The organism is Pseudomonas viridiflava (genome assembly GCF_900602065.1).
Lineage (GTDB): Bacteria > Pseudomonadota > Gammaproteobacteria > Pseudomonadales > Pseudomonadaceae > Aquipseudomonas.
Genome location: NZ_UWFN01000310.1, coordinates 368,895 through 383,796 on the forward strand (window position 1 = coordinate 368,895; position 14,902 = coordinate 383,796).

Annotated in this window: 17 protein-coding genes; 16 read left to right on the top strand and 1 reads right to left on the bottom strand. The window is 59.7% G+C overall.

Features of this window, described 5'->3' with window-relative positions; all coding sequences use genetic code 11:
• The first annotated feature begins 8 nt into the window (after positions 1-8).
• The 10 genes from gspG to EE949_RS24180 all read left to right on the top strand — a co-directional run bounded on the left by gspG (position 9) and on the right by EE949_RS24180 (position 7,916).
• A complete protein-coding gene (gene gspG / locus EE949_RS24135; RefSeq protein WP_122666578.1) occupies positions 9-440 on the top strand; it encodes a type II secretion system major pseudopilin GspG in 432 nt (143 codons plus the stop codon).
• Positions 441-449: 9 nt separating this feature from the next.
• Positions 450-887 carry a GspH/FimT family pseudopilin gene (locus EE949_RS24140; protein WP_122666579.1) on the top strand — a complete coding sequence of 146 codons (438 nt, stop codon included), beginning with the start codon at positions 450-452 and terminating at the stop codon, positions 885-887.
• The gene (locus EE949_RS24145) at positions 884-1,261 is read left to right on the top strand and encodes a type II secretion system protein (protein ID WP_122666580.1); all 378 of its coding nucleotides are present in this window, start codon (positions 884-886) and stop codon (positions 1,259-1,261) included. Before EE949_RS24140 ends, EE949_RS24145 begins: the two co-directional genes overlap by 4 nt.
• Complete coding sequence (locus tag EE949_RS24150) at positions 1,258-1,878, top strand: prepilin-type N-terminal cleavage/methylation domain-containing protein (protein ID WP_122666581.1); 621 nt, start codon at positions 1,258-1,260, stop codon at positions 1,876-1,878. Before EE949_RS24145 ends, EE949_RS24150 begins: the two co-directional genes overlap by 4 nt.
• Positions 1,875-2,609: a type II secretion system protein GspK gene (locus EE949_RS24155; protein ID WP_122666582.1), complete on the top strand. Its 735-nt coding sequence runs from the start codon at positions 1,875-1,877 to the stop codon at positions 2,607-2,609. Before EE949_RS24150 ends, EE949_RS24155 begins: the two co-directional genes overlap by 4 nt.
• Entirely contained in the window at positions 2,606-3,679 is a 1,074-nt protein-coding gene (locus EE949_RS24160; protein ID WP_122666583.1) for a PilN domain-containing protein, read from the top strand. Before EE949_RS24155 ends, EE949_RS24160 begins: the two co-directional genes overlap by 4 nt.
• Positions 3,654-4,289, top strand: a complete 636-nt coding sequence (gene gspM, locus EE949_RS24165; protein WP_122666584.1) for a type II secretion system protein GspM — start codon at positions 3,654-3,656, stop codon at positions 4,287-4,289. Before EE949_RS24160 ends, gspM begins: the two co-directional genes overlap by 26 nt.
• Positions 4,286-4,810, top strand: a complete 525-nt coding sequence (locus EE949_RS24170; protein WP_122666585.1) for a general secretion pathway protein GspN — start codon at positions 4,286-4,288, stop codon at positions 4,808-4,810. The genes gspM and EE949_RS24170 overlap by 4 nt, the downstream gene beginning before the upstream one ends.
• Positions 4,811-7,129: a type II secretion system secretin GspD gene (gene gspD, locus EE949_RS24175; RefSeq protein ID WP_122666586.1), complete on the top strand. Its 2,319-nt coding sequence runs from the start codon at positions 4,811-4,813 to the stop codon at positions 7,127-7,129.
• Between the two features lie 61 nt (positions 7,130-7,190).
• Positions 7,191-7,916, top strand: coding sequence for an alpha/beta hydrolase (locus tag EE949_RS24180; RefSeq protein WP_122666587.1), 726 nt, complete (start codon positions 7,191-7,193; stop codon positions 7,914-7,916).
• Positions 7,917-8,051: 135 nt separating this feature from the next.
• On the opposite strand, the gene EE949_RS24185 is transcribed toward EE949_RS24180, so the two are convergent.
• A complete protein-coding gene (locus EE949_RS24185) occupies positions 8,052-9,953 on the bottom strand; it encodes a sigma 54-interacting transcriptional regulator (protein ID WP_122666588.1) in 1,902 nt (633 codons plus the stop codon).
• Between the two features lie 239 nt (positions 9,954-10,192).
• Here EE949_RS24185 and EE949_RS24190 point away from each other — a divergent pair, with 239 nt between their 5' ends.
• The 6 genes from EE949_RS24190 to EE949_RS24215 all read left to right on the top strand — a co-directional run bounded on the left by EE949_RS24190 (position 10,193) and on the right by EE949_RS24215 (position 14,823).
• On the top strand, positions 10,193-10,675 hold the full coding sequence (locus tag EE949_RS24190; protein WP_027900808.1) for an MSMEG_0572/Sll0783 family nitrogen starvation response protein: 483 nt from the start codon (positions 10,193-10,195) through the stop codon (positions 10,673-10,675).
• A gap of 182 nt (positions 10,676-10,857) precedes the next feature.
• On the top strand, positions 10,858-11,826 hold the full coding sequence (locus EE949_RS24195; RefSeq protein ID WP_122666589.1) for a Nit6803 family nitrilase: 969 nt from the start codon (positions 10,858-10,860) through the stop codon (positions 11,824-11,826).
• Positions 11,813-12,895 (top strand): MSMEG_0568 family radical SAM protein, encoded by a 1,083-nt coding sequence (locus EE949_RS24200; RefSeq protein WP_122666590.1) that lies wholly within the window; start codon positions 11,813-11,815, stop codon positions 12,893-12,895. The genes EE949_RS24195 and EE949_RS24200 overlap by 14 nt, the downstream gene beginning before the upstream one ends.
• Positions 12,896-12,919: 24 nt before the next feature.
• Positions 12,920-13,480 carry an MSMEG_0567/Sll0786 family nitrogen starvation N-acetyltransferase gene (locus EE949_RS24205; RefSeq protein WP_122666591.1) on the top strand — a complete coding sequence of 187 codons (561 nt, stop codon included), beginning with the start codon at positions 12,920-12,922 and terminating at the stop codon, positions 13,478-13,480.
• Positions 13,473-14,501 (top strand): sll0787 family AIR synthase-like protein, encoded by a 1,029-nt coding sequence (locus tag EE949_RS24210; RefSeq protein WP_122666592.1) that lies wholly within the window; start codon positions 13,473-13,475, stop codon positions 14,499-14,501. Before EE949_RS24205 ends, EE949_RS24210 begins: the two co-directional genes overlap by 8 nt.
• A 1-nt stretch (position 14,502) precedes the next feature.
• A complete protein-coding gene (locus EE949_RS24215) occupies positions 14,503-14,823 on the top strand; it encodes an MSMEG_0570 family nitrogen starvation response protein (protein WP_122666593.1) in 321 nt (106 codons plus the stop codon).
• Positions 14,824-14,902 lie beyond the last annotated feature (79 nt).

Genomic DNA, 14,902 nt, shown 5'->3' on the forward strand with positions numbered 1-14,902 from the left:
CGATCCTGATGAGCTTCAGCCGTAAACGCTTTAAACCTGGCCGCAAACAAAACGGCTTCACCTTGCTGGAAATGCTCGCGGTCATCGTGCTGCTGGGTATCGTCGCCACCATCGTCGTGCGTCAGGTCGGCGGTAACGTCGACAAGGGCAAATACGGCGCGGGCAAGGCGCAACTGGCAAGCCTGAGCATGAAAATCGAAAGCTATGCGCTGGACGTCGGCTCGCCGCCCAAGTCTTTGCAACAGTTGGTCGAGAAGTCCGGCAATGCCTCCGGCTGGGCTGGCCCGTACGCTAAACCCTCGGACCTCAAAGATCCGTTTGGCCACGCGTTCGGCTACCGCTTCCCGGGTCAGCACGGCACCTTTGACCTGATCTTTTTCGGCCAGGATGGCCAGGCGGGCGGCGAAGGTTACAGCGCCGACCTGGGCAACTGGGAATAACCACCGATCATGAACAGTCGTGCTGCAAACCGTGGTTTTACCCTGATGGAAATGCTGGTGGTCATCGTTCTGATGAGCATCGCCATTGGCCTCGTAGGGTTCGGCCTGCAGCAGGGTCTGAGTGCAGCAAAAGAGCGTCAGACTGTCGGGCAGATGGTCAATGCGTTACGTGCCACGCGGGTCAAGGCGATTGTCACCGGTCAGCCCGCACGTACGGTTTTTGACTTGCGCAGCAAAGCGTTTCAGGCCCCTGACCAGCGCGTTCATCACTGGCCTGCGGAGTTGCAGGTTACCTTGCAAACCGCCGCCGAGATGGGCTCGACCGTAGAGTTCTACCCGGACGGCGGTTCCACCGGCGGCAACCTGACACTGATTAATGGTGACAGGCGCTGGCGCATCGATATTGGCTGGCTGACCGGCAGCGTGCAGTCCAAGGCGTTGCCATGAGCGGCGGCACTCAAGGTGGTTTCACCTTGCTGGAAATGCTCGCAGCGCTGACAGTCATGGCTGTGTGCAGCAGCGTGTTGTTGGTCGCTTTCGGTCAGAGCGCGCGGTCCTTGCAGCAAGTGTCGCAGAGCGACCGGCTGACACATGCCGCGCGTACGATCATGGATCAAGAGGCTGCCGGTCCGCTGGAAAGCGGTACGCGACAGGGCGTGCTTGCGGGCGATATCCGTTGGCAACTGGATATCCAGCAGATGCCGGGGCGTAACGGTCAGGCGCGGATGTTCCGACTGGATCTGGACGTGCGTGAACACCAGCGCAGGGCGCAGTTCAGCACACTCAGGTTGCGTGGCGCTGTCACTGGAGCCGGCTCTTGAGGCCGGCCCAGCGTGGTTTCACGCTGCTGGAAATCATGCTGGTGCTGAGCTTGTTGGGTGTGTTGTTGACCCTGGTGGGCGGCGCGATGCTGGGCGCTAATCGGGCGGTGCTCAAGGCTCAGCGTTACACCACCAGCCTGGACGAGATGCGTGCTGCACAGAAATTCCTGCGCAGCTCCATCGGGCAGGCGCTGCCGCTGGACAGTTCGGAAGACGACAGCGAAAGTAGCGGCTTTTTTGTCGGCTCAGCGCAACGTTTACAGTTTGTAGCGACGTTGCCGGGTGAGTTGGGCGGCGGGATTCAACTGCACACCCTTGAGGTGAAGGACCACGATTTACAGGTGGCCTTCGCGCAGATCCTGAGCACTGCGGATGGCACGACGTCCAGGCCGTGGGGCGATCCGCAAGTGCTGATACGTCATGTTGAGTCCTTGAATTTGAGTTACCGCGGTGTAACGCCCAAGGGCGAACCTACCGGCTGGATGGCCGACTGGCCTTGGCCAACAAGGCTGCCAAGGGCCGTACGCATTGATGCGAAAGTTAATGGGCCGGTGCCATGGCTGACTGAGGTCGTGGCGCTGCGTCTGGACCTGTCTGGTGGAGCGGGGGGCCAATGAGGCCTTCATCTGGCCAGCAGCGCGGTGTTGCCCTGCTGCTGGTGTTGTGGGCGTTGGCGCTGCTCAGCCTGTTGCTCGGTGGTCTGGCCAGTTGGGTGCAACTGGAAAGCCGCCAGGCATTGTGGGCACGGCAACATACTCAGGCGCAGTTGGCGGCAGAGGCCGGTCTGGCCATGGCGGTGCAAGGCTTGAGTGACCCGCAACAACGTAAACGCTGGGTAGCCGACGGCCGGGAAGTCGCCCTGCGCTTCAATGACGCACAACTGCGCGTCAGTGTACGCAGCGAGCGTGGCAAGCTGGATCTGAACAGTGCCGTGGTTGGCGACATTGCCCGTCTGGCTCAGGCGTGCGGTGCCGCAAAAGATCAGGCCACTGCTATGGCGCAAGAGATCGAAAGCCGCCGAGGCTCAGGCTCGCCGCCGCTGCGGGTGATTGAAGAGGTCCGGCAACTGCCGGGGATGACGCAGGCGCTGTACCGCCGGATGTTGCCGGAGGTGACCCTGTGGAGCGGGCTGGATCGGCCGGAGCCAGCGTTTGCTTCGCCTTTGTTGCGGCGAGCCTTGAACCTGCCGAATCAGAGCGCGGTGGGCAGCGATCCGGGAGAAGTATTAATGATTGAAAGCTACGCGCTACGTCCCGGCGGGTTTCATGCCGAGCTGCAGACCACTGTTTTATTGAGCCCATCGGAGGGAAGCGCACAGCCTTATCGGGTGCTGCGTTGGCAAGAATGAATCGATTATTTTCAGCGCGGCAGATGACATTGCCTGCGCCCTTATTGGCCTTTGCCGAGCGCATTGCACAGCAGTGGCGCGGCAGTCTGCTGCAACGCGGCTGGCGTTTATGGCTGCTTGAGCTGCGGGCCTGCATGCCTGAAAAAATGCAGCGGTTGTTGATTCATGACACACCGCAGCATCTGCATGCCTGGCCATTGGTCGCGCCCTTGCCCGTGCTGTCGTCCAGTGTGCAGCAGATTTTGCTGTTGCCCCCGTCAGCCGTGCTGGTGCAAACCTTGCAGCTGCCTTTGGCTGCGGCCCGTGATTTGAAAACGGTCGTCGGTTACGAGCTGGACCGCTTCACGCCGTTCGATGCCTCGCAGCTGTATTTCGTTGCCCGGCAAGAGAAGCGCAGCGGAGCGTTTATTCAGGTCACGCTAGTGGCTATTTTGCGTGAGCGTCTGGATGCGATTCTCAATGAATGCGCGGCACTGGGCTTGCAACCCCATGCGGTAGACGTGGGGCATGACGAAGCGTCACGGTTGCAGATTGACTTGCTTCCAGCGCCCTTGCGTCCGCGTCAGCAGCGTAATGGACTGGGCCTGCAACGCAAACTTCTGTGGCTCTGTGGGGGCCTGTTGCTGGTTGCGATGCTGCTCTGGCTCAACAACCGTCAGCAGCTTTTAGATGAAATGGAGAGCACGGTACAGGCGCAGAGAGCTCAGGTCGCGCAGATCCAGAAAGTCCGTCAGCAGTTGACCAACACCCGCGGTGCCGCCAGTTACCTCATACAGCGCAAAGCAGCACAGCCTACTTTCGCTGCGCTGCTTAATGAACTGACGGCCTGCTTACCTCGTGACACCTGGATTGACCAACTTGAAATCAATGACAGCGCCGAAGTTTCGTTTTCTGGCCAGAGCGCCAAGGCCAGTGCCTTGATCAGTCGGGTCAAGGACTGCCGCAGCCTGGATAACGCCCAGTTCCAGGGGGTTATCCAGCCAGATCCGCAAACCGGCAAAGACCGCTTTTCACTGCGTGCCCATCTGCATCAGGAGGCCGCCCATGCGCCGACCACTGACCAGCCGTGAACGGCGCGGTGCCGCGTTGATCGTCCTGGCTCTGGTGCTGTGTTTTGCTTACTGGCTGCTGATTGACAGCTGGTTTGCCGGGCCCCTGCGCGACATGAACGAGCAGGCCGGGCAGTTGCGTGAACAGCAGCAGCGCTACGCCGGTTTGTTGAGCCAGGGTGACACGCTTAAAAAACAACTGGAGCAGGCCCGCAATGACCCGGCCAGCAGCACCAGCTTGCTGCCTGGTGATGACCCCAGCGCGGTGGCTGCAGACTTGATGCAACATATCGCCGACCTGATCAGCAGTCACGCCACGGCAGGGGGCGGCTGCGCACTGACCCAGCGCATGCCAATCACGCCTGAGCAGGACAGCGCAGAACCCTATCGCCAGGTGAAAGTCAGCCTGACCCTGGAATGCGCCATTGAACCGCTTACCGCGATCCTGCACGAGCTGGAATATCAGCGACCCTTCCTGTTCATCGATGAGATGAGCGTGCGCCGTGGTGCTGATGCACCGAGCAAAGGTGGGGCCGGTAAACTCGTGGCGCATATGCTGGTACGCGGTTATCTGCAACCTGCAGGTGCCGAAGAAGTATCGCAAGAAGCGTCCGAAGAGGAGGCCCAATGATCGGTTCATTGCGCTCCACCGAATGGGGCTTGATTGGTCTGGCGGCCGTTCTCGGTCTGGTCATTGCCGGAATTGTCAGCGGCGCCGCCAACTCACCGGACTGGTTGCCGGAACAAGCGCCACGTTCGCCAGGCGATAAAGCAGCCAAAGCCCATGTTGCGCCAACCGCGACGTTGCAAAGTCTTGCGCAAACCTGGCAGGCACCATTGTTCAGCACTGACCGGACACCGGACCGTTCGGTTGGCAAGGCCCAGGCGTCCAGCCTCGCAGGGCTGACACTCACCGGTATCATGATCGACGGGGATCTGCGCGTTGCCATGATCAAACGCGCTGACGGACCACCGCTGAAGGTTCACCAGGGTGAGTCACTGCCCAATGGCTGGAAGCTTGAAAAGCTGACCCCGATGCAAGCCGATTTTTCCTCCGATGGCCGCACTCAAAGCCTGGCGCTGCGTGCGCTGCGCCTGCCGCCGCCGTCCAAAACACCACCGATTTCTCTTCCTCGCGAGTCCACTCAGTAAATGGCTACTTCTTCAGGCGTTCGTCAATTCCCTCGCTTGCGCACCCCCGTGTTGTGCCTGGCCACAGCTGTCGCCCTCGGCGGCTGTGCTACCGCGCCCAACAATTACGATCAAGACAGCGACATGTTGCGCGAAGCCCTGCAAGGCACCGGCTCGCAACGACCGCCGGTTGATCCGCGCAGTGAGCAGGCTCCGCAGGAAGCGTCACAGCCTCAACCCGCCACAGCGCCCACGCGGCAGTTGATTCGTGGCAACCAGCAGTTCGTCCGCAGACCTGCTCCGGCCCCTGCAGCCCGCGATTCTGAAACCGGCGACATCGTGTTCAACTTCACCAATCAGCCCATCGAAGCCGTGGTCAACAGCATCATGGGTGATCTGCTGCAAGAGAATTACAGCATTGCGCAAGGCGTCAAGGGCGACGTCAGTTTCTCCACCTCAAAACCGGTGAACAAGAAGCAGGCACTGTCGATTCTCGAGACGCTGCTGTCCTGGACCGATAACGCCATGATCAAGCAGGGCAATCGCTATGTGATCCTGCCTGCCAACCAGGCCGTGGCTGGCAAGCTGGTGCCGGAAATGGCCGTGTCCCAGCCTGCGGCGGGCATGTCGGCGCGCCTGTTCCCGCTGCGCTATATCTCGGCTACCGAGATGCAGAAACTGCTCAAGCCGTTTGCCAGGGAAAATGCTTTCCTGTTGGTTGATCCGGCGCGCAACGTGTTGAGCATGGCCGGTACGCCGGACGAACTGTCCAACTATCAAGACACCATCGACACCTTTGACGTCGATTGGCTCAAGGGCATGTCGGTGGGTGTGTTTGGCTTGCAGCGCGCCTCGGTGGGCGAACTGATGCCCGAGTTGCAGAAGATGTTCGGCCCCGATAGCGGCATGCCGTTGGCCGGTATGGTGCGCTTCCTGCCGATCGAACGGACCAACTCGGTGGTGGCGATTTCTTCGCAGCCTGAATACCTGCGCGAAGTCGGCGACTGGATTCGCACCATCGACGAAGGCGGTGGCAACGAGCCGCAAATGTACGTCTACGACGTGCGCAACATGAAGGCCACCGATCTCGCCAAATACCTGCGCCAGATCTACGGCAACGGCGCGATCAAGGATGATTCGGCAGCCAAAGTCGCGCCGGGTCTGCGCACCCGTTCACTGTCGTCGTTGAGCTCGGGTGGTACTTCCAACGGCATGAACAACAGCACCGGTGGTTTCGGTGGTGGCATGGGCGGTGCGAGCGGTGGCATGGGTATGGGTAACAACCAGAGCCAGGGCATGGGCAGCGGCGACGAAGAGCAGGACAGCGAAGGCGGCGAAGAAAGCCTGGACAGCGAAACCGACAGCGGCATGGAGCAGGGCGGTGGCACAGGCAATGCACCCAAGGGCATCGACGCCAGCACCCGCATCACTGCGCAGAAGAGCAGCAACCAATTACTGGTCCGCACCCGCCCGGCACAGTGGAAGGAAATCGAATCGGCCATCAAGCGCCTCGATAATGCGCCGCTGCAAGTGCAGATTGAAACGCGGATTCTTGAAGTCAATCTGACCGGTGAACTCGACCTCGGCGTGCAGTGGTATCTTGGGCGTCTGGCGGGCAATACGGGCACCACCAACATCTCCAATGTCGCTGGTAGCCAGGGCGCATTGGGTGGCGGAGGCCTGGGGGTTCAGAATTCTTCGCTGTTTTATTCGTTTGTCAGCAGCAACTTGCAGGTCGCCCTGCGCGCGCTGGAAACCAATGGCCGCACCCAAGTGCTGTCGGCACCGTCTCTGGTGGTGATGAACAACCAGCAGGCGCAAATTCAGGTCGGCGATAACATTCCGATCAGCCAGACCACGGTCAACACCACCAACTCCGATACCACCCTGAGCAGCGTCGAATACGTGCAGACCGGTGTGATTCTGGATGTTGTGCCACGGATCAATCCGGGCGGTCTGGTGTACATGGACATCCAGCAGCAAGTCAGTAATGCGGACACATCGTCCATCACCGAGACGCAGACCAACCCGAGTATCTCGACTCGCTCGGTGTCGACTCAGGTTGCCGTACAGAGCGGCCAGACGGTACTGCTCGGCGGCCTGATCAATCAGAGCAACGCCGAGAGCGACAGCTCGATACCTTATCTGGGCAGAATTCCAGGCCTGCGCTGGTTGTTCGGCACCACCAGCAAATCCAAGGCACGCACCGAGCTGATCGTGCTGATCACGCCACGTGTGATCACCAGCAGCAGCCAGTCGCGGCAGGTGACGGATGATTACCGTCAGCAAATGCAGTTGCTGCGTCCTGAGAAGGTCAGTCACACTCGTATGACTGAATAACCTGTATGCCCACTCAGCGCTGACCTGAATGCAGGCGGCGCTTACCCCGAGGTCACGATTCATGCTGAAAGTGTTTGCCTTCATGTTGTTCGCTATGTGCGGGCTGGCCCAGGCCGAAGAACCGTTGCTCAGCGATTTGCCGCTCAAGTACGTTGCGCAGGCCAGTACTGAGACAAAGGACAAGCCGCTGATCATCTTCCTGCATGGCTACGGCGGTGATGAAACCAACCTGATCAGTTTCACCGCTGCGCTACCCCGCGATTACAACTACCTGTCGGTACGCGCGCCGCTGAAGGCTTATCAAGAGGGCTACCAGTGGTTCAATCAGCGTCCCGAATCGGCTTACTACGATGGCAAGACCGAGGACCTGAAAAGCAGCGGGCAAGTGCTCGAGCAATTCATCGAGCAGGCCACCCGCAAATACCAGACTCAACCTTCGAAGGTCTTTCTGGTGGGCTTCAGCCAGGGCGCAATGATGAGTTACGAGGTGGTTCTGCGTCATCCTGGGCTGGTCGGTGGTTTTGCTGCCTTGAGCGGGCATATGCTGCCGGTGCTCAAGGCTGAACTGAAACCTGACCCGGCGCGGCAGAAACTGGCGGTGTTTATCGGTCACGGCGCCGTTGACACACTGATCCCGGTGCAAGGCGCAAGTGATGCCGAGGCCTACCTGAAAACCCAGGGCATCAAGCCGCAGTTTCATTCTTACGCCGGATTACCTCATGGCGTGAACGAGGCCGAGGTCAGGGATCTGGCGGCCTGGTTGGAGAAAGCTGTTAACGCTCGTTAACGGGGTGATTGCACAGCGCTACCGGTTAGCGCTGAGTCGGGCAGGAGGCAACTTGTTGGCGAGAGGGCTTGATGTGGTAATTCAGGTCTGCCGCCTCGCGAACAAGTTCGCTCTTGCCGATCTGGGTTCGCATCGCTAAATAATGATATCCAGGCGCTTCAAGCGCGAAGCCAGCGTCGTTGGCTTCAGCCCCAGTAACTCCGCCGCGCCGCCTTTACCAAACAGCTTGCCATTACTTGCCTTGAGCGCTGCCTGCATGTTGCTGCGTTCCAGTTCTCGTACCTGTGCGTCAGTCATGATGCTGCTGGCGGTGGCAAGCAGCGCGGGCAGGGCTTCGGCTTTATGGGGCTCGTCCGGCAGGTCCATGTTCAGGTCCGCACCGTGGGAAGTAATGAGCGCTCGTTCGATGACGTTCTGTAGCTCGCGAATATTGCCCGGCCACGAATAGCGCTGCAGGCGCTCTATGTCAGTGTTGCGCAGTCGGCGGCCTGGCATGTTCAGACGCTTGGCGGTCTGCTTGAGGAAGTGTGCGGCCAGTGGTGCGATGTCCATCGTACGGTCGCGTAACGCCGGAGACTGGATAGGAAAAACATTGAGGCGGAAGTACAAATCCTCACGAAAATGTTTGGCGGTCACCTCCTGACGCAAGTCCCGGTTAGTCGCAGCGATAATCCGCACGTCGACCTTGCGCGTGCGCTCTTCACCGACCCGCTCGAACTGACCCTCCTGTAACACCCGCAGCAGTTTGCTTTGCAACTCCAGTGGAATCTCGCCGATCTCGTCAAGGAACAGCGTGCCGCCATCCGCCAGTTCAAAGCGGCCGACGCGGTCACGAATCGCTCCGGTAAACGCGCCGCGGATATGGCCAAAAAATTCGCTTTCAAACAGCTCGGTGGGGATCGCTGCGCAGTTGACGCGAATCAGCGGGTTGGCGCTGCGTCGACTGGCTTGGTGGATCGCCCTTGCAATCAGCTCTTTGCCGGTGCCGGACTCACCATTGATCAACACGCTGGCGTCGGTGGGCGCAACCACGTCGATCTGCTTGATGATTTTCAGGATCGGCTCGCTCTGACCGACGATTTCCCGGAAGTTATGCTCGATGTGGATTTCTTCCTGCAGATAGGCGTTCTGCTCTTCGAGACGCTGCTTGAGCACCTTGAGTTCTTCCAGTGCATTGTGCAGCTGGTTTTCCGTGGTGCGCCGCTCGGTGATGTCGCGGAACACCACCACCGCACCGGCAATTCGACCATCGGCGATCACCGGCGTGCTGGTGAACTCCACCGGGAACGAGCTGCCATCTCTGCGCCAGAACACTTCCTGCCGACCTTCATGGACCACGCCATCGCGTACCGCTTTGTAGATCGGGCAGTCTTCCACCGGGTAATGGCTGCCGTCGGCGTGGGTGTGATGGTGAATGCGGTGGATGTTCTTGCCGATCATGTCTGCCGGTTCCCAGCCCAGCATCCGTGCGCCCGCCGGGTTGACGAAGGTGGCCAGGCCATCGGTGTTGATACTGTAAATGCCGTCTCCAACGGCACTGAGCAGCAATTGGTTATCGCGCTCGGTTTCCTGGAACAGGTTGAGAATATTGCGCCATTCCAGCAGGCCGCCGCGCATGGTGCGCTCGGTGTGGGCCTGATCACGCTGGTACTTCTCATGGCTGGCTTCGCGCATGACCAGAATCAGCTGCGGATTGCCCTTGACCTGCAGGATGGTGGCCGACAATTCCAGCTCGATACGCTCGCCGGTCTTGCAATTGCAGCTCAGGTCTTCAGTCCAGCCACGGCCTTTATTCATGACGGCTTGGGTAAAGACGATCAGGTCGGCCAGTTGATGGCCGAACAACTTGCTGACCGGCAACTCCAGCAACTCCTGACGTGGATAACCGAGCAGCTTGCAGGTGGCCACGTTCAGGTCGCCGAAGCGATCTGCGACAGGGTCCAGCAGGGCGATGGCCTCGGCGCAGTGTTCGAACACCATGTGCCGCGAGGAATAGGCCAGGTCGGCCCAGCCGGTCAGAGAGTCTGGCTCGCTCATTACGAAATCTCGTGATTCAGCGCTACGAAGATTCGTATTTCTACGGGAATGCGTGATCCAGCGATAGGCTCAGATAACCCGGTAAAAACCGGATCAGATTTGAATCTTCAGCCTAATCATGGGTTTAGCTGTTCTGCAAACATGTTTTTTATTGTTGGCACGGCGTTCGCTCTTGTCCTGTTGTCACCCCGGCGGTCCCAAGCCGCTGATAAAAACATGACTTACTGGAGAACGACGATATGCCAAGCGTGGACATTGCTCACTATCAAGACGGCGACTTCCTGGTCAATTACGAAGAAAAAGTCTTCGAGGACGTCAAAGCCGAACCCGGCGAAAAGGCCCTGCTCACGTTTCACACCATCGCTTTCGAAGGCTCCATTGGCCTGGTCAACATGCTTCAGGCCAAGCGCCTGCTGCGTAAAGGCTTCGAAACCAAAATCTTGTTGTACGGGCCGGGCGTACAGCTGGGTGTGCAGCGTGGTTTTCCGACGCTGGGTGCAGAAGCCTTCCCCGGCCATCTGGCGGTGAACAACCAGATCAAGGCGTTCATGTCTGAAGGTGGCGAAGTCTACGCCTGCCGCTTCGCTTTGCAGGCCCTCTACGGCCAGACCGAAAAAGCCCTGATCGAAGGCATTCGTCCCATCAACCCGCTGGACGTCATGGACCTGCGCCTGCTGATGCGCCGTGAGGGCGCGATGATCATCGATACCTGGACGGCTTGATATCGAAAGATAGATACAAACCCTGTGGGAGCGGTGCTTGCCCGCGATGGATTCAACCTGATTTACAGGCATGCGCCGAGTCATCGTTTATCGCGGGCAAGCACCCACATTTGGATCTCATTTCAAATCAGATTGTTTGTGTGTCGTTGATGAAAGCCGCCACAACTTTTCAGGACATAACCATGACCACCATCCGCGCCGCCGCCGTTCAGTTCAGCCCGGTGTTGTACTCCCGGGAAGCCACTGTCGCCAAGCTCTGCAATACCTTGCTGGCGCTGGGGCGAGAAGGTGTGCAGTTCGCGGTTTTCCCGGAAACCGTAGTGCCGTACTACCCCTATTTTTCCTTCGTCCAGCCGCCATTCGCCATGGGCAAGGAACACCTGAAACTCCTCGAGCAATCCGTCACGGTGCCCTCCGACGTGACCCGGCAGATCGGTGAGGCCTGTCGTGAAGCCGGGGTCGTCGCTTCTATCGGTGTCAACGAGCGTGATGGCGGCACGATCTACAACGCACAGTTGCTGTTCGATGCTGACGGCACGCTGATTCAGCATCGCCGCAAGATCACCCCGACGTATCACGAGCGAATAGTCTGGGGGCAGGGCGATGGCTCTGGCTTGCGTGCGGTGGACAGTGCCGTCGGGCGCATTGGCTCGCTGGCTTGTTGGGAGCATTACAACCCGTTGGCCCGCTATGCGTTGATGGCCGACGGCGAGCAAATTCATGTGGCGATGTTCCCCGGTTCGTTGGTGGGGGACATTTTTGCCGAGCAGATCGAAGTGACCATCCGCCATCACGCCCTTGAGTCAGGTTGCTTTGTGGTCAATGCCACGGCCTGGCTGGACGCTGATCAGCAAGGACAGATCATGCAAGACACTGGCTGCGGTCTGGCGCCGATTTCTGGCGGGTGCTTTACGGCCATTGTCTCGCCAGAAGGCAGGTTGCTCGGCGAACCGCTGCGTACGGGGGAGGGCTGGGTGATCGCCGATCTGGATTTGGCGCTGATCGACAAGCGCAAACGAATGATGGATTCAGTGGGGCATTACAGCCGCCCGGAACTGCTCAGCCTGCTGATCGACCGTACACCCACGGCTCATGTGCATGAGCGCGCTTCACAGTTGAAAGCCGAGGAGCTTGCCCATGCAGACCAATGAATTGCTGGCAGAGCTGCAGTGCCACGGGGTGCGCTGGCCCGCCGCGCAGAACGGCTTGTCGCGGCAAGGCGGGGCAGGGCCATCGGACCACAAGGCGCTGAGTTTCGGCAGCCGGACCATGATGGTACCGATCCTCAATCAGGCCTCTCAGGATTCGCCCTATCAAGCGCAACCCAGCGAAGACGGCAGTCAGGCACTGATTTTTCGTCAGGGTTTGCAGGTCGGTCAGGTACAGATGCCAGGCGTGCCGAAGTTTTACGGATTGAGCACCGATGACGGCATTCCGTACTGGAAAATCGCCACGTTGCACAGCAGCGATGTGCTCGCAACGACCGTCCTGCAGCATTGCATCCGCTTCAATGATCGGGGTACTTCGTGCCAGTTCTGCGCCATCGGCCAGTCTCTCGCTGCCGGCAAGACCATTGCTCGCAAACGTCCGCAGCAACTGGCTGAAGTGGCAAAAGCGGCGGTCGAGCTGGATGGCGTCAAGCACATGGTGATGACCACCGGCACACCACAGACGCCTGATCGTGGCGCCGCCATTCTGTGTGAGTCCGCCGCTGCGGTGACCGCCGCCGTTGACCTGCCGATTCAGGCGCAATGCGAGCCGCCCGATAACGACGCCTGGTTCACGCGTCTGCGTGACAGCGGGGTGGTGTCGCTGGGCATGCACCTGGAAGCGGTCACCGACGAGGTTCGTCAACGGATCATGCCGGGCAAGGCTGAAGTGCCACTGACACGCTATTTCGAAGCGTTCAGCGCGGCCGTTGAAGTCTTTGGTCGTGGCCAGGTCAGTACTTACATCCTTGCCGGCCTAGGCGACAGCGAAGCGGCGATCACCGCGATGAGTGAGCGTCTGTGCGAGCTGGGTGTGTATCCGTTCGTAGTCCCTTTTGTCCCCATCGACGGCACGCCACTGGCCCGTCATCCCAAACCCGACAGTGCCATGATGGCTCGCCTGTATCCGCAAATCGGCGCAAGCCTGCGTCGCCACGGTTTGCATTCCGAGCAGATCAACGCCGGTTGCGCCAAGTGCGGCGCGTGTTCGGCCCTGAAGAATTACGAATAAGCGGTTCATCCAGGAGAAGCGCCCATGTCCAGCCTTGCCTTCGCTTTAGTCGACAGTACGTTCGAGCCTTTCCGTGCGGGTGAACTGTTGGTCAAACCGGCCACCGAACACTGGGAGAAGCAGGCTTATTACGCGCTGCGTCGCTCTGTGTTTTCCGATGAACAACAATTGCTGGCGCAAGACAAGGATGGCCATGACTTCCAGGCCATTGCCATCGTTGCGCTGGCAGGCAATTGCGGGATGGCGGACCAGGTGGTGGGCGCGGTGCGTATCTATCAAACCGAACCCGGTGAGTGGTTTGGCGGGCGCCTGTGTGTGGCACCTGCCTACCGACGCCACAGCATGATTGGCAAGGCGCTGGTCAACGAGGCGGTGTCGCGAGCGAAGGATCTGGGCTGTGAAATTTTTCACGCCACCGTACAGACGGCGAACGAGCTGTATTTTCAGGCGCTGCACTGGCAAACCCTGAGTCATCTTGAGTTGCTTGGGCAGCCTCATTGCCTGATGCAGGCCGATCTGGCGCGCTACCCCTTCATGCCGCGTCAGGTGTCGTTGCGCACGTTGCAGGGAGCCCGCCATGCGTGAGATCCACGATCTGCCAGCGCTGCTCGACCGAGTGCGCACGACGCCCGCGATGCTTGCCAAACAAGCGATTCAGCAGCCCGCGTCATTGATCGGTGTGACTGGCAAACCGCTGACCCGCACCGAACTGTACGCGTTGCCCGGTGACGACACCGCGGCCATTGCCTGCGGCGAGCAGTTTCAACTATTGGCGATCGAAGGCATGTTGCCCGGTTTCGTCAGCGCCGCGCCGTGGTTCGCGGGCTGGTCGGCAGTGATGGCCAATGTCAGCGATATCACCGCCATGGGCGGTCGCGCCACTGCGGTGGTCAACGCCTATTGGCACCATGATCAGGATGCTGCGCAGCAGGTGTTGGCCGGGATTCGTGCCGCATGTGAAGCCTACGGTCTGATTCTGGCGGGCGGGCATACCAGCCTGGCCTCTGGTAATCCGACTGCGTTGGCTGTGGCGATTACCGGGGTCGCCAACAGGTTGCTGTCGAGCCTGCATGTCGCGCCGGGGCAGGTCATCGCCATGGCGGTCGATCTCGAAGGCCAGTGGCATGCCGATACTCCCTACTGGAAAGCGTTTGAAGGCGTCCCAGCCTCACGGCTGCGCAGCAAGCTGGAAGTGTTGCCGCGTTTGGCCGAAGCGCAGTTGCTGCATGCCGCCAAGGACATCAGCAATGCCGGAATATTGGGCAGCCTGCTGATGCTACTGGAGGCCACCGGTTGTGGCGGGCACGTGGATTTGAATGCGTTGCCATCCCCGCCAGACGCTGACCCGGAGCGCTGGCTGCAGGTCTTTCCCAGCTACGGCTTTGTGATCACCCTGGATGAAAAAGACTGGCCCAACGTACAGGCCGCTTTCGAGTTTGACGGGCTTTGCTGTGCGCGAATCGGTCAGGTCAACGTCAGTGCCGCCCTGACTGTGCAGGCCGGTTCGCAACACGCCGAATTCTGGAATCTGGGGGAGCGAGCTTTCACCGGATTCAGTTATGCCCATCTTGATCTGTCCTCATTGAACACCCAACAGGAGCACTGACATGCCCGCTGTCAATTTCACCATTCGCTGGCCCAATGGCAAGGAAGCTTGCGGTTACTCACCTTCGACGGTGATCTACGACCACCTCCAGGAGGGCGCAAGTTACCCGCTGACAGACTTTCTGGAGCGTATCGAAGGCGGCCTCAACAAGGCCTCGGAGCGGGTCAAGCAGGTCAAGGGTTTCTACTGTAGCTCGGCGCTGGACACCCTTAATTCCCTGAAGGGCCAGGCCATGCGCCAGGAGGAGGGCGCCGTGCAAGTGATCAGCATGCGTACTGAAGGCGGTGGACGAGTGCCAAGTTCGGGGTGGAGTTCTTTTTAGTTCGCCTTCAGACCTGAATTGCCTGGGCTGGCCCCTTCGCGAATGAATTCGCTCCCACAGGATAAACGCGTTCACCCGT

Bases quoted from the DNA above. Each gene is read 5' to 3' on its own strand.
- gspG (WP_122666578.1), top strand. From the start codon at position 9: ATGAGCTTCAGCCGTAAACGCTTTAAACCTGGCCGCAAACAAAACGGC.
- EE949_RS24140 (WP_122666579.1), top strand. From the start codon at position 450: ATGAACAGTCGTGCTGCAAACCGTGGTTTTACCCTGATGGAAATGCTG.
- EE949_RS24145 (WP_122666580.1), top strand. From the start codon at position 884: ATGAGCGGCGGCACTCAAGGTGGTTTCACCTTGCTGGAAATGCTCGCA.
- EE949_RS24155 (WP_122666582.1), top strand. From the start codon at position 1,875: ATGAGGCCTTCATCTGGCCAGCAGCGCGGTGTTGCCCTGCTGCTGGTG.
- EE949_RS24160 (WP_122666583.1), top strand. From the start codon at position 2,606: ATGAATCGATTATTTTCAGCGCGGCAGATGACATTGCCTGCGCCCTTA.
- gspM (WP_122666584.1), top strand. From the start codon at position 3,654: ATGCGCCGACCACTGACCAGCCGTGAACGGCGCGGTGCCGCGTTGATC.
- EE949_RS24170 (WP_122666585.1), top strand. From the start codon at position 4,286: ATGATCGGTTCATTGCGCTCCACCGAATGGGGCTTGATTGGTCTGGCG.
- gspD (WP_122666586.1), top strand. From the start codon at position 4,811: ATGGCTACTTCTTCAGGCGTTCGTCAATTCCCTCGCTTGCGCACCCCC.
- EE949_RS24180 (WP_122666587.1), top strand. From the start codon at position 7,191: ATGCTGAAAGTGTTTGCCTTCATGTTGTTCGCTATGTGCGGGCTGGCC.
- EE949_RS24185 (WP_122666588.1), bottom strand. From the start codon at position 9,953: ATGAGCGAGCCAGACTCTCTGACCGGCTGGGCCGACCTGGCCTATTCC.
- EE949_RS24190 (WP_027900808.1), top strand. From the start codon at position 10,193: ATGCCAAGCGTGGACATTGCTCACTATCAAGACGGCGACTTCCTGGTC.
- EE949_RS24195 (WP_122666589.1), top strand. From the start codon at position 10,858: ATGACCACCATCCGCGCCGCCGCCGTTCAGTTCAGCCCGGTGTTGTAC.
- EE949_RS24200 (WP_122666590.1), top strand. From the start codon at position 11,813: ATGCAGACCAATGAATTGCTGGCAGAGCTGCAGTGCCACGGGGTGCGC.
- EE949_RS24205 (WP_122666591.1), top strand. From the start codon at position 12,920: ATGTCCAGCCTTGCCTTCGCTTTAGTCGACAGTACGTTCGAGCCTTTC.
- EE949_RS24210 (WP_122666592.1), top strand. From the start codon at position 13,473: ATGCGTGAGATCCACGATCTGCCAGCGCTGCTCGACCGAGTGCGCACG.
- EE949_RS24215 (WP_122666593.1), top strand. From the start codon at position 14,503: ATGCCCGCTGTCAATTTCACCATTCGCTGGCCCAATGGCAAGGAAGCT.